At 71.4% G+C, this 19371-nt stretch carries 20 protein-coding genes; 13 read left to right on the plus strand and 7 right to left on the minus strand.

The features are described from left to right. Positions 1 to 108 precede the first annotated feature (108 nt). Entirely contained in the window at positions 109 to 882 is a 774-nt protein-coding gene (cofE, locus tag LSF15_RS05315) for a coenzyme F420-0:L-glutamate ligase (protein WP_232497492.1), read from the minus strand. A 119-nt stretch (positions 883 to 1001) separates the two neighbouring features. Between cofE and LSF15_RS05320 the strand changes: the two genes are divergently transcribed. From LSF15_RS05320 to LSF15_RS05345, 6 genes are all read left to right on the plus strand, one after another. Continuing rightward, positions 1002 to 1397, plus strand: a complete 396-nt coding sequence (locus tag LSF15_RS05320) for a DUF6264 family protein (RefSeq protein WP_232497493.1) — start codon at positions 1002 to 1004, stop codon at positions 1395 to 1397. After that, on the plus strand, positions 1394 to 1930 hold the full coding sequence (locus LSF15_RS05325; protein ID WP_232497494.1) for a DUF6328 family protein: 537 nt from the start codon (positions 1394 to 1396) through the stop codon (positions 1928 to 1930). The genes LSF15_RS05320 and LSF15_RS05325 overlap by 4 nt, the downstream gene beginning before the upstream one ends. A 153-nt stretch (positions 1931 to 2083) precedes the next feature. Next, a complete protein-coding gene (locus LSF15_RS05330) occupies positions 2084 to 3592 on the plus strand; it encodes a cell wall-binding repeat-containing protein (protein WP_232497495.1) in 1509 nt (502 codons plus the stop codon). A gap of 93 nt (positions 3593 to 3685) precedes the next feature. Next, positions 3686 to 4528 carry an exodeoxyribonuclease III gene (locus LSF15_RS05335; protein ID WP_232497496.1) on the plus strand — a complete coding sequence of 281 codons (843 nt, stop codon included), beginning with the start codon at positions 3686 to 3688 and terminating at the stop codon, positions 4526 to 4528. A 67-nt stretch (positions 4529 to 4595) separates the two neighbouring features. Beyond that, positions 4596 to 5918, plus strand: coding sequence for a serine/threonine-protein kinase (locus tag LSF15_RS05340; protein ID WP_232497497.1), 1323 nt, complete (start codon positions 4596 to 4598; stop codon positions 5916 to 5918). Beyond that, a complete protein-coding gene (locus tag LSF15_RS05345; RefSeq protein ID WP_232497498.1) occupies positions 5915 to 6355 on the plus strand; it encodes a hypothetical protein in 441 nt (146 codons plus the stop codon). The genes LSF15_RS05340 and LSF15_RS05345 overlap by 4 nt, the downstream gene beginning before the upstream one ends. Before the next feature lie 24 nt (positions 6356 to 6379). Here LSF15_RS05345 and LSF15_RS05350 read toward each other — a convergent pair whose 3' ends face one another. After that, on the minus strand, positions 6380 to 7219 hold the full coding sequence (locus LSF15_RS05350; RefSeq protein ID WP_232497499.1) for an SDR family oxidoreductase: 840 nt from the start codon (positions 7217 to 7219) through the stop codon (positions 6380 to 6382). 47 nt (positions 7220 to 7266) lie between these two features. Here LSF15_RS05350 and LSF15_RS05355 point away from each other — a divergent pair, with 47 nt between their 5' ends. From LSF15_RS05355 to acs, 5 genes are all read left to right on the plus strand, one after another. After that, positions 7267 to 7761, plus strand: a complete 495-nt coding sequence (locus LSF15_RS05355) for a GNAT family N-acetyltransferase (RefSeq protein ID WP_232497500.1) — start codon at positions 7267 to 7269, stop codon at positions 7759 to 7761. A 194-nt stretch (positions 7762 to 7955) separates the two neighbouring features. Then, positions 7956 to 8801, plus strand: coding sequence for an ABC transporter ATP-binding protein (locus LSF15_RS05360; RefSeq protein ID WP_372459942.1), 846 nt, complete (start codon positions 7956 to 7958; stop codon positions 8799 to 8801). A gap of 48 nt (positions 8802 to 8849) precedes the next feature. Next, positions 8850 to 9884 carry an aliphatic sulfonate ABC transporter substrate-binding protein gene (locus LSF15_RS05365; protein ID WP_232497501.1) on the plus strand — a complete coding sequence of 345 codons (1035 nt, stop codon included), beginning with the start codon at positions 8850 to 8852 and terminating at the stop codon, positions 9882 to 9884. A gap of 106 nt (positions 9885 to 9990) precedes the next feature. Beyond that, the gene (locus LSF15_RS05370) at positions 9991 to 10989 is read left to right on the plus strand and encodes an ABC transporter permease (RefSeq protein ID WP_232497502.1); all 999 of its coding nucleotides are present in this window, start codon (positions 9991 to 9993) and stop codon (positions 10987 to 10989) included. Continuing rightward, complete coding sequence (gene acs / locus LSF15_RS05375; protein WP_232497503.1) at positions 10980 to 13013, plus strand: acetate--CoA ligase; 2034 nt, start codon at positions 10980 to 10982, stop codon at positions 13011 to 13013. Before LSF15_RS05370 ends, acs begins: the two co-directional genes overlap by 10 nt. Positions 13014 to 13029: 16 nt before the next feature. Here acs and LSF15_RS05380 read toward each other — a convergent pair whose 3' ends face one another. Next, positions 13030 to 13377: a GntR family transcriptional regulator gene (locus tag LSF15_RS05380; RefSeq protein WP_232497504.1), complete on the minus strand. Its 348-nt coding sequence runs from the start codon at positions 13375 to 13377 to the stop codon at positions 13030 to 13032. Between the two features lie 283 nt (positions 13378 to 13660). Between LSF15_RS05380 and LSF15_RS05385 the strand changes: the two genes are divergently transcribed. Then, positions 13661 to 14623, plus strand: a complete 963-nt coding sequence (locus tag LSF15_RS05385) for a hypothetical protein (RefSeq protein ID WP_232497505.1) — start codon at positions 13661 to 13663, stop codon at positions 14621 to 14623. Between the two features lie 58 nt (positions 14624 to 14681). Beyond that, a complete protein-coding gene (locus LSF15_RS05390; RefSeq protein WP_232497506.1) occupies positions 14682 to 14825 on the plus strand; it encodes a hypothetical protein in 144 nt (47 codons plus the stop codon). A gap of 10 nt (positions 14826 to 14835) precedes the next feature. Here the strand turns inward: LSF15_RS05390 and LSF15_RS05395 are convergent, their stop codons facing one another. The 4 genes from LSF15_RS05395 to LSF15_RS05410 all read right to left on the minus strand — a co-directional run bounded on the left by LSF15_RS05395 (position 14836) and on the right by LSF15_RS05410 (position 19331). Then, the gene (locus tag LSF15_RS05395; RefSeq protein WP_232497507.1) at positions 14836 to 16527 is read right to left on the minus strand and encodes a DUF5671 domain-containing protein; all 1692 of its coding nucleotides are present in this window, start codon (positions 16525 to 16527) and stop codon (positions 14836 to 14838) included. Continuing rightward, positions 16527 to 16991: an LpqB family beta-propeller domain-containing protein gene (locus LSF15_RS05400; protein ID WP_232497508.1), complete on the minus strand. Its 465-nt coding sequence runs from the start codon at positions 16989 to 16991 to the stop codon at positions 16527 to 16529. The genes LSF15_RS05395 and LSF15_RS05400 overlap by 1 nt, the downstream gene beginning before the upstream one ends. A gap of 23 nt (positions 16992 to 17014) precedes the next feature. Next, on the minus strand, positions 17015 to 18613 hold the full coding sequence (locus LSF15_RS05405; protein ID WP_232497509.1) for a polysaccharide deacetylase family protein: 1599 nt from the start codon (positions 18611 to 18613) through the stop codon (positions 17015 to 17017). 106 nt (positions 18614 to 18719) lie between these two features. Beyond that, complete coding sequence (locus LSF15_RS05410; RefSeq protein WP_232497510.1) at positions 18720 to 19331, minus strand: TetR/AcrR family transcriptional regulator; 612 nt, start codon at positions 19329 to 19331, stop codon at positions 18720 to 18722. Positions 19332 to 19371: the final 40 nt, after the last annotated feature.

Genomic DNA, 19371 nt, shown 5'->3' on the forward strand with positions numbered 1-19371 from the left:
ATCCTCTCGCGGATCAGGATGCTCGTGGGTTGAGGAGGCGCGCCAGCGCCGTCTCGAAACCCGCCCACCCGAACAACGGGGTTTCGAGACGCTGGTCGCGAGGCGGCGCTACTCGGCGAGCGGGCCCTCGGCCTGCGCCTCGTCGAAGCCGGCGCGGTAGCCCTCGTCGTAGGCCTCATCGGCACCCTGCCGGAACAGGTCGCGCTCGGGCGGCCGCTGGATCGACCGCGCTCCGGGCAGGTCGAGGTCGCCGACGTACCGGCCGAGGCCGCGCACGACCGCCACGGGCACCCCGGCGGACTTGCCCTTGACGAGTTCGGCCGCACCCGCGAGCTGGTCGGCGACGCACGGCATCGTGACGGCGAGGGCCTTGCCCGAGGCATCCGCCTGCCCGCGGAGGTCGTCGAAGACGTGCACTCCGGCGGCACCGATCGCGATGTCGGTCTGGCCCTCGCGCCACGGCCGACCGAGCGTGTCCGAGAGGATCACGCCGACGCGCGCGCCCGTGAGCGCGCGCAGGCCGGTCGCGAGCGCCCGCGCGGATGCGTCGGGGTCGACCGGCAACAGCAGCACCGTGCCCTCGGGCGAGTTCGAGGCGTCGACGCCCGCCGCCGCGCCGATGATGCCCTGGCGGTTCTCGACGATGCGCGTGACGCCGCCCTCGTGCTGGCGGGTCGCGACGACCCGCACGGTCTCGCCGGTGATCGCCTGCTCGCGGTCGGCGGCCCGCACGATGCGTCCTTCGGCCTTCGAGACGATCTTCGACGTCACGACGAGGATGTCGCCGTCGTCGAGCGTCGTCGCGCCGGCGATGACCGCGGCGAGGTCATCGCCCGGTGCGATCTCGGGAATGCCCTCGACACCCTCGATGCGGTATTCCACTGCCGACCGCCCTCCGCTCGTGCTGCCTCGATCCTTGCAGCACCTGGCACGCCGATGCCAGAATTCGGCTGGTGGGGCGTTTCTCCGCGGCCGGACGGCCCGGGGAGAGGGGAGCCGGCATGACCGAGGCAGTCCAGCCGTACGACCCGAACCCCGCCCCCCCGCCGCTGAAGCGGCCCGTCGTCGTGTGGGACCTCGTGCTCACCATCGTGCTGCTGGTGCTGATGGTCGGCGCGGCGCTCGTCGCGTCGTTCCTCTCGTTCTTCCTCGCGTTCGCGAGCGACTCGTGCGGCGCGAGTTCGGTCTGCGACTACGACCGCATCGCAACCGGAATGCTCGTCGCGATGATCGGGCCGCTCATCGTGGGGCTGTTCGCACTCGTCGCCGCCGTCATCGTGCTGGTGCTCAAGCGCATCGCGTTCTGGATCCCGATCGTCGGGATCGTGCTGATCGCCGCGGTCTTCGTCGGGGCCGTCGCCCTGACCGCGTCGGGCGTGCAACCGGTGAGCTCATGAACCCCCGTCACGCCGGCCCGATCGCACCGGAGCCGGCCCCCGAGGACGGACGTGACGAGACGCCGAACGAGCGCAGCGACCGCAACTGGAACGACATCCTCCAAGAGCTGCGGGTCGCACTCAACGGCACGCAGCTCATCGGCGGATTCCTGCTCGCGGTCGCATTCCAGCCCCGATTCGACGAGCTCGACGCCTACCAGCTCACCCTGTACCTCGTGCTGGTGACGCTGGCCGGCCTCGCGACGGTCGTCGGCCTCGCCCCGGTGACGCTGCACCGCACACTCTTCCGACGACAGGTGAAGGAACGCGTCGTGCGCATCGGCAACCGGCTCCTCATCGGGCACCTCGTCGTCGTCGCGCTCCTCGTGATCGGGGTGGCCAGCCTGATCTTCGACTGGACACTCTCGCGCACCGCCGGGATCATCGCACTGGTCGTCGGCGTGATCGTGCTCGTCGCGCTCTGGGTCGTGCTGCCGCGCCTCGAGCTCGTGACGGGCGGAGAAGACGACCGCGCGGACATCGCGGCGGAGTAGGGGTGGAGCCGATCTGCGGCGGGGTTGCCCGTGCCGCGCGTCGGTTCGGAAACGATTCCCGTTCGGGGGGTGGCGCGGGGGACTCAGGAGTCCTTACGATGCCGCCTATGTGCGTCTGAAATCGGCGCCCGAACCCCTACGAAGGACGATTCAATGACCCGAACCCCCTCCGGCGTGCGCTGGCGCGCTGCGACTGCTGCGCTCGCGCTCTGCGGTCTGCTCGCCGCCGGCACGACCCCGGCATTCGCCGCCGACGATGACGTGGCCCAGCTGCGCGTGCCGGCCGCCTCCGACGAGTCGAGCGCACCGGCCGATGCGACCGACGACCCGATGGACGTGTTCCGTGCGGATCCGCGCGAGGACAGCGCGCCCGTGCGCCTGGACACGGGTGACGGCGGCTTCGTCGCCCGATCCGCGGGGGCCACCGGCACGATCTCCGGCAAGGTCACCTACACCGACATGACGACCAAGCCCGTGTGGCCGCTCGCCACCGGTCACGTCGAGGTCATCGCCTGGAATGAAGCCGAACAGAAGTACGTCCTGGTGGCCAGCGCAGAAACCGCGAGCAACGGCACCTACACCGTGAGCGGTGTTCCGGCGGGCACCTACCTGGTGGTGTTCTGGGACAACGCGGGGTCAAACCTCATGGCCGAGTTCTGGCAGGACGCTCCGCTCACGGGCTGGGCGACCTCGGTCGTCCTCGCCGACGGCGAGGCACGCACCGGAATCGACGAGACGCTCGAGCCGATGCTCACCGGTTACATCGCAGGCAGCGACCGCTACGCCACCTCGGCGGCGATCTCCCACTCCAGCTTCGACCCCGGCGTCGCCTGCGTCTACGTCGCGTCGGGCGCGAACTTCCCCGATGCGCTGAGCGCGGGACCCGCCGCGGCCAACTGCGAGGGCCCGCTGCTGCTCGTCGCCCCGACCGCGATCCCGGCCGTCGTCGCCGCCGAACTCGACCGCCTGAACCCGGTCGAGATCGTCATCGCCGGCGGCATCGGCGCCGTCTCGAGCGCCGTGCAGACGAAGCTCAAGGCCTATTCGCCGACCGTGCGACGCGTCGCGGGCGCCGACCGTTACGACACCTCGCGCAAGATCGTGGCCGACGCCTTCGGCACCTCGACCCAGGTGTGGGTGGCCACGGGCGCGAACTATCCCGACGCCCTCGCCGCGAGCGCGGCCGGCGCTGTCGAACGCATCCCCGTGCTGATCGTGCCCGGCAAGGCATCGGGCCTCGATGCCGCGTCGAAGGCGGCACTCAACGCCCTCGGCCCGCAGCAGGTAGCCATCGCGGGCGGCACCGGCGTCGTCACGAACGGAGTGCGGGCGTCGATCGCCGCGCTCCCCTCGGTGGAGGCGACCGGCCGCTTCGGAGGAGCCGATCGCTACCAGACCGCCTATGCGATCAACTCGTTCGTGTGGGATCCCACGCGGTGGTCTTCGGTGTACGCCTTCCTCGTGAACGGCACGAAGTTCCCCGACGCGCTCGCCGGCGCACCGCTCGCCGGCCTCGTGGGCGGCCCGGTGCATGTCGTGCCCCCGACCTGCACGCCGGCCAACGTCGCACAGCACATCACCGACCTCGGCGTGTACGAGACGTACCTGCTCGGGTACTTCGGGCAGCTTTCGTTCAACGGCAAGCCGTTCAAGATCTGCTGATCGAGCACTCCGGCTGACCGAATACGGGCGCCGCACGACCGGGAGGTCGGGCGGCGCCCGTTGCCGTCGGAGGGCTGCCATACGCTTGAGTCCATGCGCATCGCCACCTGGAACGTCAACTCGATCCGCACCCGAGTCGACCGCGTCGTCGACTGGATGGTGCGCGAAGACGTCGACGTGCTGGCCATGCAAGAGATCAAGTGCAAGCCCGAGCAGTTCCCCGCCGAGGCGTTCGAAGCGGCAGGCTACGAGCTCGCCATCCACGGGCTCAACCAGTGGAACGGCGTGGCCATCGCGAGCCGGGCACCCATCGCCGACGTCGAGACGACGTTCCCGGGCATGCCGGGGTTCCTGAAGGGGCACGAGGGCCCCGAACTGCCCAAAGAGGCGCGCGCGATGGGCGCGACCGTCAACGGCGTTCGGCTGTGGAGCCTCTACGTGCCCAACGGGCGCTCACTCGGCGATCCGCACTACACCTACAAGCTCGACTGGCTCGCCGCGCTCACCGAGTACACGCGAGCCGAGACATCCGCCCGACCCGACCTGCCGTTCACGCTCATGGGCGATTTCAACATCGCGCCGTTCGACGTCGACAACGGCGACCCGACCGTGATCGTCGGGCAGACGACCCACGTCTCGCCCGCCGAACGCGAGGCGTTCTTCGCACTCGAGCAGGCCGGGGTCACCGACGTCGCGCGCGCCCGGGTGCCCGAGGGCCTGTTCACCTACTGGGACTACAAGCAGCTGCGGTTCCCGCGCAACGAGGGCATGCGCATCGACTTCATCCTCGGATCCGCGGCGTTCGCCGACGCAGTGACCGACGCGTCGATCCACCGCAACGAGCGCAAAGGCAACGCTCCGAGCGATCACGTACCCGTGCTCGTCGACCTCGCACTCGGCGACGACGAGGCCGACCTGCCGATGATCTTCGGCTGATTCGGCGATCTTCGGCTGATTCGGCTGATTCGGCGGACGTTCATCGAGTCCGGTTACCCTCGAAAGGGTGACGACCACTCCAGAGCCCACGACCGTCGACGCCTTCACGGGCGTCGTGTTCGGTGGACGCTACCGCATCGACGGGCTCATCGGCCGCGGCGGCATGGCATCGGTGTACCGCGGCACCGACACCGCGCTCGGGCGTGCGGTCGCCGTGAAGGTGTTCGCCGAGGCGGCCGAGGGCATCGACGACGCCGCGCGCCGCCGTTCGGAGGTGGCGCTGCTCGCGAGCGTCGAGCACCGTGCGCTCGTGCGGCTCTACGATGCCGCCCACGACGACCCGACCGGCCGCGAGTACCTCGTCATGGAACTCGTCGACGGGCACGACCTGCGCGAGACCCTGCGATCGGGGCCGGTGGGCGACGCCGATGCCGCGGGGCTCGCGGCCGACGTCGGCGAGGCGCTGCACGTGATCCACTCGCGCGGCATCGTGCACCGCGACGTGAAGCCGGCGAACGTGCTGCTCGAACCGGCGCACCTTCCCACGCGCTCGTGGAATGCGAAGCTCGCCGACTTCGGCATCGCGCGACTCATCGACGACGCGCGCATCACTCGCACGGGCCTGCTCATCGGAACGCCCGGTTTCCTCAGCCCCGAGCAGGTGAGCGGCGAGGACGCGGGCAGCGCGACCGACGTCTACGCCCTCGGGCTGCTGCTGCTCGAAGCCCGTACCGGCCGCCCGGCGTTCCCGGGGTCTGCCGGTGAGGCGGCGAGCGCGCGACTGGTGCGCGACCCCGACGTCCCCGACGCGCTCGGGCGCCGGTGGGTCGACCTGCTGCGCGCGATGACCGCGCGTGACCCCGGTGCCCGGCCGACGGCGCTCGAGGTCGCGGTCGCGGCCGCAGAGCTCGGCCACGGGTCATCCGCACCTGCCGCGATCGCCGACAGCGGCTCGCGCGGCGGCGTCGGCGCCGTTCCCGACGATCCCGCGATCGCCGACGCCGCGACGGTCGCCGTCGGCGCTCCAGACGATGGAACGGCGACGACCCGGCTGCTTGCGACGCCCACCTCGGCCCCCGCGACACCAGCGGTCGACGCCGACCCGATTCCGACCGCGCAGACCCGGGTCATGACCGCCCGCGACGTCTCACCCCCGAAGCAACCCGAGTCGGATCGGCCCAGGCGCCGGCGTCAGCGGCGCCGGGCTCCGCTCGTCGCGACCCTCGTCATCGTCGCGGCCGTTGCGATCGCGGGCGCGCTGTTCCTGCCTGGGCTCATCGCCGCGCAGAACCCCGAGCCCGCAGCTCCTGAACCCCTGCCGACACTCCCCGCGGAGCTCAGCGAACTCGGCGGGCACCTGCAACAACTCGATGAGGCGGTGACTCCATGACACGACTGCGAACCACCGTGACGGCGGTGGCGATGGCGGGCGCGCTCGCCCTCGGTCTCGGAGGCTGCGCGTCGGCGCAGCCCTCGGCGTCGGAAGGCCTGCGCGACTCGGTCGTGCAGATCGCCCAGCGCGCGAGCGTCGAGGACTTCACCGGCGCGATGGCCGAACTGCTGCTGCTCGAGCGCGCGGTCGATGCCGCGGCCGCCGCCGGAGAGCTCGACGACGCCCGCGAGGCTGAGATCCGAACGGCGATCGAACTCGTTCGCGCCGACCTCGACGCCGCGGCGGCGCCCACGCCGACGCCGACGCCGACGCCGACTCCGACCGATGGCGACAACGACGGCGACGGTGACGGTGACAACAGCGGCCCGGGCAACAGCGGCGACAACCGCAACGACGGCAAGAAGGACAAGGGCGGCGACGGAGACGACGACTGAACGTCGGTCGATCGTCGAGATGCGTCAGCCGCGGCCGGTGAACCGCTCCATCGTGCGGTAGACACCGAACCCGTCGCCGACGATGCGGTCGAACGCGCGCGTCGGCAGCAGGCCGCGCAGCGCGCGGGACAGCCCCACGCTCCACGGCAACTGCACGAGGGGGCGCCCCGCGAGCATGGCGCGCCACACCCGATCGACGACGTACTCGGGCTCGAGCACCGGCGCGAGCACGGGCCCGCGAGCACCCGCGAACATGCCCGTGGAGATGTAGCTCGGAGTCACGGTCGTGACCTTCACGTTGCCGTGGTCGGCCTGCTCGAGTTCGAGGCGCAACGAGTCGCTCCACCCGATGAGCGCGGCCTTCGACGCGGCGTACACCGCCATGCGCGGGTTGGCGAGGGTGCCCGCCGCCGAGGCGATGTTCACGATGCGTGCCTCGCGATAGGCGTTCGCGATCATGCCGGGCAGGAACTCGCGTGTGATGTACATCGGCGCGAGCGCGTTGACCTGCATCGTGGGTCGGGTGTCGTCACCGTTGTCGGTCGCCCAGAAGTAGCGGTTGCCGCGCACGATGCCGGCGTTGTTGATGAGCACGTCGGGGTTTCCGACGTCTTTGCGCACCTTCTGCGCGGTCTTCGCGATGGCGCCGAGGTCGCCGACGTCGACGACGTACGACGAGATGCGGGTGCGGCCCTGCGATACCGCACCCAGCGCGTCGACGGTGCGTGCGAGGGCGGTCGAGTCACGATCCCAGAGCGTGACGGATGCCGCACGCTCGGCCACGGCCCGTTCGGCGTACATGCGCCCCATGCCGCCGGCCGCACCCGTGATGAGCACCCTCGCGCCACGCACCGTTCTCGTCATCCCTCCATCTTCGCGCACGCTCCGAGGGCACGTGGCACGATGGGGCCATGGCCGCGGAACCCGCTTGGATCACCCTCGCCCCGAAGACCGATGAGCAACTCGAGCGCTGGCTCGTCGAGTCGATGGCCGAATACGAGACGGCCCGCATCGCGGCGGGCGACACCCCCGAGCAGGCGGTCGCGGCCCGCAAGGAGTCCGAGGCCCGGTTCTTCCCCGACCGACGGCCGGCCGCGGGCCAGCTCATCTTCACCGTGCTCGCCGACGGCGACGATGCGGGCTGGCTGTGGATCGGCCCCTGGAAGGACACCGACGGTGACGGCGGTGATGGCGACCCGTGGTGGGTCTGGGACATCCGCGTGCACGATGCCTTCCAGCGGCGCGGTATCGGCCGCGCGACGATGCTCGAGGCCGAGCGGATCGCCCGCGAGCACGGGGCAGCGTCGCTCGGGCTCAACGTGTTCGCCTACAACGTGCCGGCGATCAGGCTCTACGAGAGCCTGGGGTACCTCACGACGTCGCTGCACATGTTCAAGGACGTCTGACCCTCGGTCGGTCTCCGCCCCTCGGTCGGCCTCCGCCCCTCGAACGCCGCGACCCGCCGGCGCGTCTGTTACGTCGCGGGTCATCCTCGCTTACCGCTGCCGAGCCCCTCGGTTAGTTTCGGGACATCCCCCAGTCCCGTCCGCGAGGAGCATTGGTGACCCCGTCATCCGCAGGCAATGAGCCGACCGACCCGGTGGTCGCACGCGCGGCAGGTGACGTCGTGACGGCGGCGCCGATCTCGTTTCACGGGGTCGGGCGCGCCTTCGGCACGGGCGACGCCGCGCGGCTGGTGCTGCGCGACATCGACCTCGAGGTTGCGGCCGGCGAGATCGTCGCGATCCTCGGGCCGAGCGGCTGCGGCAAGTCGACCCTGCTGCGCATCGCGGGCGGTCTCGACACGCCATCCGACGGCGTCGTCGCGATCGACGGCACCGTGGTCGCGCCCTTCGACGCCCGCTCGGCGGTGGGGTTCCAGGAGCCGCGACTGCTGCCGTGGCGCACGATCGCCGGCAACGTCGCCCTCGGCCTGCCCCGGGGTACGGCGCGCGGCGCCGGCCGCACGCACGTCTCCCGCCTGCTCGAACTCGTGGGGCTCGCCGACTTCGCCGGGCACCGGCCGCGCGAGGTCTCGGGCGGCATGGCGCAGCGCGCGTCCCTGGCCCGTGCACTCGCCCGCAACCCTGCGGTGCTGCTGCTCGACGAACCGTTCGGCGCGCTCGACGCCCTCACCCGGCTGAAGATGCAGGACCTGCTGCTCGACGTGCACGCGGCGGAGCCCACCACCGTGCTGCTCGTCACGCATGACGTCGATGAGGCGCTGCAACTCGCCGACCGGGTCATCCTGCTCGGAAACGACGAAGATCGGCCGGGCGCGCGCATCCAGCAGACCATCGTGGTGCCGGGCACCCGCCCGCGCGATCGCGGCTCGGCCGAACTGGCCGAACTCCGCGGGCGCCTGCTCGACGGGCTCGGCATCGATCGCCACGGCGCCGCGCGCGGCGTGCCCACCACGACCACCATCCCGCACTACCCGTACTGACGGCGCCCACACAGCATCCGCGCCGTACCGCACCCAGAAGGAGTCTCCATGTCCCGCACCCCGTTCCTCCGATCCGCGCTCGTCGCGGCTGCCGCCGCCGCAGCGTTGCTGCTCTCGGGCTGCGTCGCCGGCGAGGGGCAGGCCGCCGAGCCCGCGCCCGCCGAGTCGGGTGAGGCCGTCTCGCTCGAGGGCCAGACGCTCAACATCGATTTCGCGACCTACAACCCGCTGAGCCTCGTCATCAAAGACCAGGGCTGGCTCGAAGACGCCGGGCTCGAGGTCACCTGGGTGCAGTCGGCGGGCTCGAACAAGGCCAACGAGGCGCTGCGCGCCGGCGCGATCGATGTCGGCTCGACTGCCGGCTCGGCCGCGCTGCTCGCCCGTTCGAACGGCTCGCCGATCCAGGTCATCGACATTTACTCGCAGCCCGAGTGGGCGGCGCTCGTGGCTCCCGACGGCTCGGCGATCGCATCGGTCGACGACCTGAAGGGCAAGCAGGTCGCGGTGACGAAGGGCACCGACCCCTACTTCTTCCTGCTGCAGTCGCTCGAGGCCGAGGGTCTCGCGCCCGAAGACATCACGGTGCAGAACCTGCAGCACGCCGACGGCTGGGCGGCCCTGCAGAACGGGTCGGTCGACGCGTGGTCGGGCCTCGACCCGATCATGGCCGGCGCCGAAGAGGCCGGTGCGACGCTGTTCTACCGCAACGTCGACTTCAACAGCTACGGCTTCCTGAACGCGACCGAGTCGTTCATCGCCGAGAAGCCCGAGGTCGCGCAGGCCGTCGTCGACGCCTACGAGACCGCTCGCGCGTGGGCCACCGAGAACCCCGAGGAGACCGCCGCGATCCTCGCCGAGGTCGCCGGCCTCGACGCCGCCATCGCGACGAAGGTCATCGACGAGCGCACCAACCTCGACGTCGATCACGTCCCCGGTGACGCGCAGGTCGCGGTGCTCGAGAAGATCGGGCCGATCTTCGTCGAGCTCGGCGATGTCGCAAACCAGCAGCAGGTCGACGAGGCGCTCGCGAGCCTCATCGACGACACCTTCGCCACGCAGGCCGACGCGGCCCGCTTCGAGTAGCACCCGACGCACTTCCGGGGGTGCCTTCGCGCCAGTTCACCCGCGATGCACCGCAGGATGTGGCGCGAAAGCACCCCCGGAACGGCGCAGAGAGGAAGCAGGAGCCATGAGCAAGGCGGATGCACAGCAGCGATCGGATGCCCCGCGCACGGCCACGACGCCCCACACGGCATCGGTCGACCGTGAGTTCGCCGCGCCCGTGACGCACGACGGCCTTGCCATCGCCGCGGCCGGCCCGCTCGGGCCGTCGGGTGTCGACCGGCCCGAACGACTGCCCGGCTCGGGCATCGGCCGGCAGCCCGTCGAGGCATCAGTCCCGCCTGCGTCATCCGGTGGCCGGCGCCGCCTCGTCGACCGCCGCTGGTTCCGCGTGGTCGGCGGCGCGCTCATCCCGGTCGTGCTGCTCATCACCTGGCAGCTCGTCTCGACGAGCGGGCTCGTGCCGGTGTCGATGCTGCCGACGCCCGAGATGGTCTGGCTCGCCGCGGTCGATCTCGCCGAGCGCGGCCTGCTCGGACTCTACATCGCGATCTCGACCCAGCGTGTGTTCCTCGGGTTCGCGTTCGGCGCGGCGCTCGGCCTCGCGTTCGGTGCCGTCGTGGGGCTCTCGAAGCTCGGCGACATCCTGCTCTCGCCGACACTCGGTGCGGTGCGCGCGGTGCCGTCGCTCGCGTGGGTGCCGCTGCTCATCCTCTGGTTCGGCATCGCCGAGGACTCGAAGATCATCCTCATCGCGATCGGCGCCTTCTTCCCCGTCTACACGATCGTGGCCGCCGCGCTGCGGCACGTCGACCGTCAGCTGCTCGAGGCGGGCCGCGCGTTCGGGCTGCGCGGGTTCGCCCTGTTCACGGCGGTGCAGCTGCCGGCGGTCGTGCCGTCGGTGATCTCGGCGCTGCGGCTCGCCCTGGCGCAGGCCTGGCTCTTCCTCGTGGCCGCCGAGCTCATCGCGAGCTCGATGGGTCTCGGGTTCCTACTGGTCGACTCGGGCAACAACGGGCGCATCGACCGCATCTTCCTCGCGATCATCGTGCTCGCACTGCTCGGCAAGCTCACCGACTCGCTCGTCGGGCTCTTCGAGCGCTGGGCCGTCAAGCGATGGGCGTGAACGCCGCGCCGCCGACGACCTCCGGCACCGGCCCCGCGATCACGACCCTCGCGCACGAATCGCACGCCTACCCGCCCGACCCCGCCTTCGCGGCCGCCGCCAACGCCGACGCCGCGTTCGTCGCCGCGGCCGAGGCCGACCCGCTCGCGTTCTGGGCGCTCGAGTCCGAGCGTCTCGATTGGGCCGACCCCTGGCACACCCTGCACGAGTGGCAGCCGACGGATGCTTCGGCCACGACGATCCCCCGGGCCACGTGGTTCACGGGCGGGCGGCTGAACGTCGCCGTCAACTGCGTCGACCGGCACGTCGCGGCCGGCCACGGCGAGCGTGTGGCGTTCCACTTCGAGGGCGAACGCGGCGACCGCCGCTCGCTCACCTACGCCGAGCTCGAGCGCGAGGTGGCGCGCGCCGCGAACGCCCTCGCCGCCCTCGGCATCGGTCGCGGCGACCGGGTCGTCGTCTACCTGCCCGTGCTGCTCGAGACCGTCGTCGCGACGCTCGCGATCGCGCGGCTCGGAGCGATCCACTCGCTCGTCTTCGGCGGGTTCTCGGCCGAGGCGCTTCGGTTCCGTGTGGCCGACACGGGTGCGAAGCTGCTCATCACGAGCGACGGTCAGTTCCGCCGGGGCACGGCGGTCGCGGTGAAGGCCGCGGCCGACGAGGCCGTGGCGGGGCTCGACCACGTCGAGCATGTGCTCGTCGTGCGCCGCACCGGCGACGAGACGCCCGGCATCCCCTGGACCCCGGGCCGCGACGTGTGGTGGCACGAGGCCGTCGGCGGGGCATCCGATCATCACGACGCCGAGTTCTTCGACGCCGAGACGCCGCTCTTCATCATCTACACGTCGGGCACGACCGGCCGGCCGAAGGGGCTCGTGCACACGACCGGGGGCTACCTCGCGCACGCCGCGAGCACCTTCTGGTCGGTGTTCGACGCGAAACCCGACACCGACGTGTACTGGTGCACCGCCGACCTCGCGTGGGTGACCGCGCACACGTACGTGCTCTACGGCCCGCTCATCAACGGCGTGACGAGCGTCATCTACGAGGGCACGCCGAACACGCCGCATCCCGGCCGGCACTTCGAGGTCATCGAGCGATACGGGGTGACGACGTACTACACGGCGCCGACGCTCATCCGCTCGTTCATGAGCTGGTTCCCCGACGGCGTGCCGGCCGAGTACGACCGCTCGACGATCCGCTTGCTCGGGTCGGTCGGCGAGGCGATCAACCCGGCCGCGTGGGAGTGGTTCCGCAACGAGCTCGGCGCCGGCCGTTCACCGATCGTCGACACCTGGTGGCAGTCCGAGACGGGCGCCGCGGTCATGGCGCCGCTGCCCGGGCTCTCGACGCTGAAGCCGGGCTCGTCGCTGCGTGCCCTGCCCGGCCTCACGACCCGCGTCGTCGACCAGCACGGCGACGACGTCGGCCGCGGCGAGGGCGGCTACCTCGTGATCGACGGCACGTGGCCCGGCATGGCCCGCACCGTGTGGGGCGACCCCGAGCGGTACCGCGACTCGTACTGGGCGCGGTTCGCGCACCGCGGATACTTCTTCTCGGGCGACGGCGCGAAGGTCGACGCCGACGGCGACATCTGGCTGCTCGGACGCGTCGACGATGTCATCAACGTGTCGGGCCACCGGCTCTCGACGATCGAGATCGAATCGGCGCTCGTCGCCCACCCCGGGGTCGCCGAAGCCGGCGTCGTCGGCGTGACCGATGCCACGACGGGCGAGGCGATCGCCGCGTTCGTGGTCACCGGCGACGGCGTCGAAGGGCGAGCGGACGCCTCGGCCGAGGCCACCGCTCGCGCGCTGGCGCTGCGCGCCCACGTGACGACCGCGATCGGGCCGATCGCGAAGCCCCGCGACATCCTGTTCGTCGCCGAACTGCCGAAGACCCGCTCGGGCAAGATCATGCGGCGCCTGCTGGTCGACCTCGCCGAGGGGCGTGCGCTCGGTGACACGACGTCGCTGCAGGACGGCGAGGTGCCGGCGCGCATCGCCGCGGTACTCGCCGGCTGACGCGAGGTCGAGCGGGTCAGGCGAGTTCGTTGATGATCTCGACGAGTTCGTCGACGCGGTAGCCGTGGTGACGAGCGAACTCGACCAGTTCTCGCGCCCTCTGGACGACGGCGCCCTTGCCCGGCGTGCCCGCCACCGAGATGCCGCGGCCGCGGCGGAACTCGAGCAGGCCCTCCTGCCGCAGCTGCCGCAGGGCCCGCAGCACGGTGTTCGTGTTGACCTCGAGCACGGCGGCGATGTCTTTGGCCGGTGGGAGCCGCTCACCCGGCTCGGCCTCGCCGTCGGCGATCGCTCGGCGGATCTCGGCTGCGACCTGCTCGTGGAGGTCGGTTGGTTCGGCTCTATCGACCTTGACAGGGATCATGGTGCTAGTCATAATAGCACTACGGAATAAGAAGAAGGTGACCACGATGGTCGTCGACGCTCCGATTCGAGAACCCGTCTCCGCCCCGTCCGTGCTGGACGATTCCGTACTCGACGATGCCCCTACGCGCCCGCTCGTCGAGGTGCTCATCAAAGAGGCGAGAAGCCGCGCCCGACGACGGCGCCTCGTGATCGGCGCCGTCGCTGCCTCGACCGTGGCCATCGCAGCGATCTCGGTGACGGCCTCGCTCGGCGGCGGGGCGACGCCCGACGACCGAGGCGCGGTGCTCGGCGCCCCGGCCGGTGCGACGTCCCTCGGGGTCTTCGAGCCGCTGCGCGGCCGGATCGTCTACGTGGCGGGCGACGAATTGCGGGCCATCGACCCGGCCGACCCTTCCTCGGTCGCCTCGGTGGCGGTCCCGGATGAACTCCGGGACAAGGGACCCGTCGTAGCGGGCTGGTCGGCCGATGGTACGCGGCTGGCTCTGACGACCGAGGGCAGCGACGGGAAGGGATACGTGATGAATGCCGAAGGCGGAATCACGCAGGCCCGGAGCGAGCTCGGCTGCTGCACGTTCGTGCGGGAGCCCTGGCTCGCCCCCGATGGCACCACCGTCCTCGATCTCATCACGGCCGAGCAGATCTCACTCCGAGATCTCGAAAGAGGTGGCCCATCCCGCATCGTCGAACTCGACCCGCCTGTGGCAGAAGGTCTGCAATCCTGGTTCATACCGATCCATGCGTGGTCCCCCGACGGGACCAGGATCGCCTACACGGTGGACCAGCAGTTCGGGGTGCACGTCGAGCCATCCGTATACCTGGTCGACCTCGACACCGGCGCCACACGCGAACTGGTCGGCCCCGGGTTCGGCCACATCAGGCACATGACCTGGTCTCCCGACGGCTCCCGGCTCTTGGTCGTCGCCGGTCCATGGCGAGCATCGACCATCCCCACGGAGCTGAACCCGCTCACGCTGCCCCAGGAGACCGCCCTTTACCCGATAAGCACCGACAGCTCCACCCCGGCGGCGTCGCCCTCGACGCTTTCTCCTCTCACGTCGGGCCACTACATCGCCGCGACGTGGTCGCCCGATGGCGACCAGATCGCCGCCATCGATTTCGGACCGTCGGGCCGCCACTTGGTGGTGATGAGGGCCGACGGTTCGGCGTCACGAGTCCTCGTCACTGGCATGGGGTGGAACCTCTTCACCGGATTGGCCTGGCATCCGATCCCGAGCGACCGATGACGACCGGGGCGACCCACGCCTGAGGCGGTCGCGAGGGTCAAGAGCACCAAGGAAGAAGGTGACCGAGATGCGCGTCGAGACTCCGATCCGCGAGCCCGCTTCCGCCCGTTCCACGGTCGACGATTCCGCGTTCGATGAATCCGCGACGCGCGCGCCCGTCGAGGTGCTCATCAAGGAGCATCCGGCCCCGATCGGCCGGTAGCCGACGCCGGTCACTCGACGAGCGGCAGCACCTCGATGCGCGCGCCCGGCCCCGCGAGCACGAGGACGCGCTTCCCCGCGACGCCCTCGAGTGCACCAGCAACTGCTGCGGCGTCGGGGTTCGCCGGGGCTTCGGCCGCGGCATCCCCACCGCCCGCGGTCTCGGAGCCCGGCGGTCTGACGCCGGGCTCAGCGCGCTTCCAGACGGTGACGGCGGCGTGCGTGGCCGCACGGATCGCCTGTTCGATCGCCGCGGTCTCGCCGGCGGACACGAGGATGACCCGGCCGATGCGCCGCTCGACGCTCAGCCCCTCGGCTGCGATGACCGCCCGGTCGCGACGCCAGACGGTGAAGTGGTAGCCGAACACGAGCGCGGTCGCCACGAGCAGGCCGAGCGGTGCCCGCACGCGGTCGACGAGGCTTGCACCGCTGGCCGCGTCGAGCCCGAACTCGAACAGCCGGAAGCCGACCACGAGCAGGGCGATGAGCGCGACCACGGCACTGACGCCGAACACGGCCACGAGGTAGACGCGACGAGCCGGGGTCGCGACCTCGGCCGGGTCCACTCGGCGCGTGGGCTTCCAGCTCAGCCACCACGCCGGCCCGCCGACGACGAGCGCGCTGACGCCGCCGAGGAGCAGCGCACGCGTATCGGATGCCGCGAGCGGGCTGACGGCGGCCGCGAGTGTCGCGTTCAGCACGACGCCGATGCCCGACGCGGCCGCGGCGAGGCCGACCGCAGACATGCCCAGCGCGCTCGCACGGCGCGTGCCGACGGAGCGCGCCGCCGCGATGCGACGGTGGTGCAGCCAGACGACGGCTCCGACGAGGAACGCGGCCAAGGCCATTCCCAGCGGCCGGAGGATCTCGGCGGCGGGATCGGAGGGATCGAAGGCAAGCCGCAGCCCCACGTCGAGTGCGAACGCGAGTCCGCCGAGCATCAGGATGCCCGCCCCCATCACGCCGACGACGATGAGCGCGACCGCAGCGAGGCCCGTGGTCAGGCGCTTCGCGCCGTCGCGGTACCAGTGCCACCACCAGATCGCCCCGCCGGCCACCGCCCAGATGAGCCCCTCGAGCATGCCCTGCCACCATGGGGTTCCCGCGATCGCCTGCGCGGAGGCCCCGCGGATGGCGGCGTCGAACAGCGATCCGAGTGCGTTCACGGCACCGCCGACCCCGATGACGAGACCGTAGACGGAACCGGCGACCGCGGGCACGGTGGCCAGCCGCACCGGACTCTTGAGTGGGTGGTGCCACATCCACCGATGCCAGATCCAGACCATGGTCCAGGCGACGCCGGTCGCGGCGGCGGCGGGCTCCCAGCGCCCGTTCACGCCCCCCGTCGCTGCGCCGAGCAGCGCCGACGCGGCCGCGATGAGCGACACCGTGTACATGGCGGCCAGGTACAGGCCCCATGCGAGCGACGCCCGTTCGGAATCCTCACGCAGCCGGCGCCACACCACCCACCAGAGCAGCGCGGCGAGCGGTCCGCCGATGAGCGCGAACGCGAGCGAGAGCGCCAGGTCGGTGACCCCGCCGCCCGCGACCGGGTCACCGGGCTCGAACAGCCGCTCGAGCAGTCCCGCGACGCCGATCGCGGCGATCGTGACGAGCGCGAAGAGGATCGTGTAGACGATGAGGCGGCGCACGGTGCCCTGCGCCGAACCTGCCGCCGGCGGAGCCGCCACTGGTGCGGTCATCACTTCACCGCCGCCTCGGCGCAGATGGTGAGCGGCCACGGTGTCGACTCGATGAGCCACCCGCCCCCGTCGGCGACGAGGTCGAACGTGCCCTGCTCCTCGTATCCCGACGAACCGAACAGTCCGCCGTCGTACGAGAAGGCGATGAGCACCCGCACGTCGGCGGAGTCCTCTCGCTCGGTCGTCGACTCGAGCGTGACCCGCATGTCCTGCACCGGTCCGGGTTCGATGCGCTCGCACGAGTCGGCGAGTTCCGGTACGAGATACCCTCGTGCGGCCTCCTCATCGCCGGCGATCACGGCCGCGGTGTAGCGCTGCACCACGCCCTCCGGCGTGGATTCGTCGAGCTGTGCCGGCTCGCCGCGCGTGAAGACGACGATGAGCGCGATCGCCACCAGCGCGCCGATGACGGCGAGGATCACGATGAGCGTGCGGTCGCGTTTCGGTGCCGGAGAGTCGGTCATGCCTTCATCATGGCTCGCGCCGCTCACCGTGGCCCGCGCGACACGGTCTGCCCGGCCGGCGGCAGCGATCCGCCGAACTGCTCGGCGACGGTTGCGAGCGTGAAGCCGCGGTCGCGCAGCCCGTCGACGACATCGGGGACGGCGGCGACGGTCGCGGAATGCGTGTCGTGCATGAGCACGATGCTGCCGCGCGACGATTCCCCCACCGCGCGCTCGGCGACCACCTCGCTGCCGGGCTCGGTCCAGTCGAGCGTGTCGACGTCCCACACCACGATCGGCAGGCCGACCACCCCTCGAACCCGCTTGTCGACGTCGCCGTAGGGCGGGCGCAGCGACCGGGCGGTGATACCGGTGGCGGCCGCGATCGCGGCCTGCGTGCGCTTGACTTGAGCGCGCACCTCGGGGTCGGGCAGCTTGGTGAGGGCAGGGTGGTTCCAGGTGTGGTTGCCGAGCTCGTGCCCCTCGTCCATGAGTCGCTTCGCGACCTCGGGTCGCTTCTCGACATTCACCCCCTGCAGGAAGAACGTCGCCGGCGCGCGCCACTCGTGCAGCAGATCGATGAGGCCGTCGGTGAGCGAGGTCGGGCCGTCGTCGAACGTGATCGACGCGCACGCGACGAGCGTGCAGTCGATCGGGTCGGCCGCGGCCGGCGCGTCGGCGACGCGGAACGGCGCACCCCCGGCGACGACGCCGTGCACGGCCGCACCGAACGGGCTCAGGAACGGCACGAGCAGCCGCACCGGCACCAGCACCGACACCAGCTGCCGACCGCGTCCGTCGGCGCTCGGCACGAGCGGCACCTGCACGACGAAGTCGTCGGCCGTGACCACGGTGTCGGCGAGCAGCGTCCGGACCGCATCGGGTGCGAGTGCCGCGACCGCGACGGATGCCGCGGACGTGGACCCGCCTTCGCGCAGTCCCTCGGCGAGCAGCCTGAGCACGCGGTGCTCGACGCCCGGGAGGTATAGGGCCGAGCCATCGCCGATCTCGCCGGTCGCGACATCCGCGTACCAGACGGTGCGCTCGAGCGGCGCGGCGGTTCGCCCGTCGCGCCGCAGCACGATGATCCGCTGCCCGACGACCGAGCCGGCCGCGGCGACGATCTGGCAGTCGACGGTGAGGCTCACGCCGGTCGGCGCGGTGAGCGGATGCCGCGCGCACGCCGATCCCACGCCACCCGGGGCGATGTCGACGCCGGGCATCCAGGGCACGCCGTGCGCGGAGGCCGCGTCGCGCGCGAGTTCGGCGAACCGCGCGTCGAGCGCGTCGCCGAACGCGGTGACGCCCGCCGGGGTCGCCCAGCGCACCACGGCCGCGAAATCGGGCGTCGCCATCGCGGCGAGGCGTGCCACGAGCCCCGGGGCATCGCCGGGGCCCAGCCGCGGAAGGCGGTAGCCGAGGTCGGCACGCGGCTGCGATGGCGCCGACGTCGTCGACCCGTCAGCCGAGCCCGACGCGCCGGGGGTCGGCGGCACGGTGGGCTGGTCGGACGTCGAGGTCGGTGCAGGCGTGCGGCCTGTCGAGTCGTCGACTCCCGGTGGAACGATGCCGCACCCGGCGAGCGCGAGCAGGGCGACGAGTCCGATCCCCGTCCGCCACCGGCTACGCCGACCGCGCCCCATGCCGCCCACCCTAGGCGACGATCCCTCATGACTCGACCGACTCGACCGACTCGACCGACTCGAGGGAATCAGCCGGCCGACGGAATCAGCGGGCCGAGAATCGGGATCACCAGGGCTCGCCGGCCTCGGGCATCAGGTTGCGTGCCTTCTCGACCGAGTCGACGAAGCACGTGTCGAGCACCTCGGTGGCCGCCGTCTCGGTGCCGTAGTCGCCCGTGAGTCGAAGGCCGACGATCGTGTTGATGAGCATGCCCTGGGCCATGAAGGCTCGCGTCTCTTCGGCTGAGAAGCCGGCGTCCTCGCGCACGAACCGCCAGATCTCGCTGAAGCCCGCGCGCGCGACCCGGCCGATCTCGGGTTCGCCGCCGAGGGCGGTCGAGTTCGCGATCACCGAGAGCATGCCGCGCTCGACGAGCAGGCCGGTGTAGGCGGTGCCCATGCGCTCGGAGCGGCCCTCGGCGTCACCCGGCAGCGCGCGCCGGAACTCGTCGAGCAGCCGGCCGTAGGCGCGCTCGATCACGGAGATGAAGAGCTTCTCTTTCGTGCCGAAGAGCCGCACGACGTAGGGCTGGCTCACCCCCGCGGCGCGGGCGACCTCGTCGGTGGTCGTGCCCACGTAGGTCTTGGCGCCGAACACCGCGGTGGCGGCCTCGAGGATCAGCTCGCGGCGATCGGCGGCCCGCATGCGAGGGGCCGTGGAGACTTCTTCGATCGTCATGCTTGACATGTTATCAGTCGATTACTACTCTGCAAGTAAT

The sequence above is a fragment of the Agromyces humatus genome (assembly GCF_021228295.1).
In the GTDB taxonomy this organism is placed as follows: domain Bacteria; phylum Actinomycetota; class Actinomycetes; order Actinomycetales; family Microbacteriaceae; genus Agromyces; species Agromyces humatus.

Bases quoted from the DNA above. Each gene is read 5' to 3' on its own strand.
- LSF15_RS05320 (WP_232497493.1), top strand. From the start codon at position 1,002: ATGACCGAGGCAGTCCAGCCGTACGACCCGAACCCCGCCCCCCCGCCG.
- LSF15_RS05325 (WP_232497494.1), top strand. From the start codon at position 1,394: ATGAACCCCCGTCACGCCGGCCCGATCGCACCGGAGCCGGCCCCCGAG.
- LSF15_RS05330 (WP_232497495.1), top strand. From the start codon at position 2,084: ATGACCCGAACCCCCTCCGGCGTGCGCTGGCGCGCTGCGACTGCTGCG.
- LSF15_RS05335 (WP_232497496.1), top strand. From the start codon at position 3,686: ATGCGCATCGCCACCTGGAACGTCAACTCGATCCGCACCCGAGTCGAC.
- LSF15_RS05345 (WP_232497498.1), top strand. From the start codon at position 5,915: ATGACACGACTGCGAACCACCGTGACGGCGGTGGCGATGGCGGGCGCG.
- LSF15_RS05350 (WP_232497499.1), bottom strand. From the start codon at position 7,219: ATGACGAGAACGGTGCGTGGCGCGAGGGTGCTCATCACGGGTGCGGCC.
- LSF15_RS05355 (WP_232497500.1), top strand. From the start codon at position 7,267: ATGGCCGCGGAACCCGCTTGGATCACCCTCGCCCCGAAGACCGATGAG.
- LSF15_RS05365 (WP_232497501.1), top strand. From the start codon at position 8,850: ATGTCCCGCACCCCGTTCCTCCGATCCGCGCTCGTCGCGGCTGCCGCC.
- LSF15_RS05370 (WP_232497502.1), top strand. From the start codon at position 9,991: ATGAGCAAGGCGGATGCACAGCAGCGATCGGATGCCCCGCGCACGGCC.
- acs (WP_232497503.1), top strand. From the start codon at position 10,980: ATGGGCGTGAACGCCGCGCCGCCGACGACCTCCGGCACCGGCCCCGCG.
- LSF15_RS05380 (WP_232497504.1), bottom strand. From the start codon at position 13,377: ATGATCCCTGTCAAGGTCGATAGAGCCGAACCAACCGACCTCCACGAG.
- LSF15_RS05395 (WP_232497507.1), bottom strand. From the start codon at position 16,527: ATGACCGCACCAGTGGCGGCTCCGCCGGCGGCAGGTTCGGCGCAGGGC.
- LSF15_RS05400 (WP_232497508.1), bottom strand. From the start codon at position 16,991: ATGACCGACTCTCCGGCACCGAAACGCGACCGCACGCTCATCGTGATC.
- LSF15_RS05405 (WP_232497509.1), bottom strand. From the start codon at position 18,613: ATGGGGCGCGGTCGGCGTAGCCGGTGGCGGACGGGGATCGGACTCGTC.
- LSF15_RS05410 (WP_232497510.1), bottom strand. From the start codon at position 19,331: ATGACGATCGAAGAAGTCTCCACGGCCCCTCGCATGCGGGCCGCCGAT.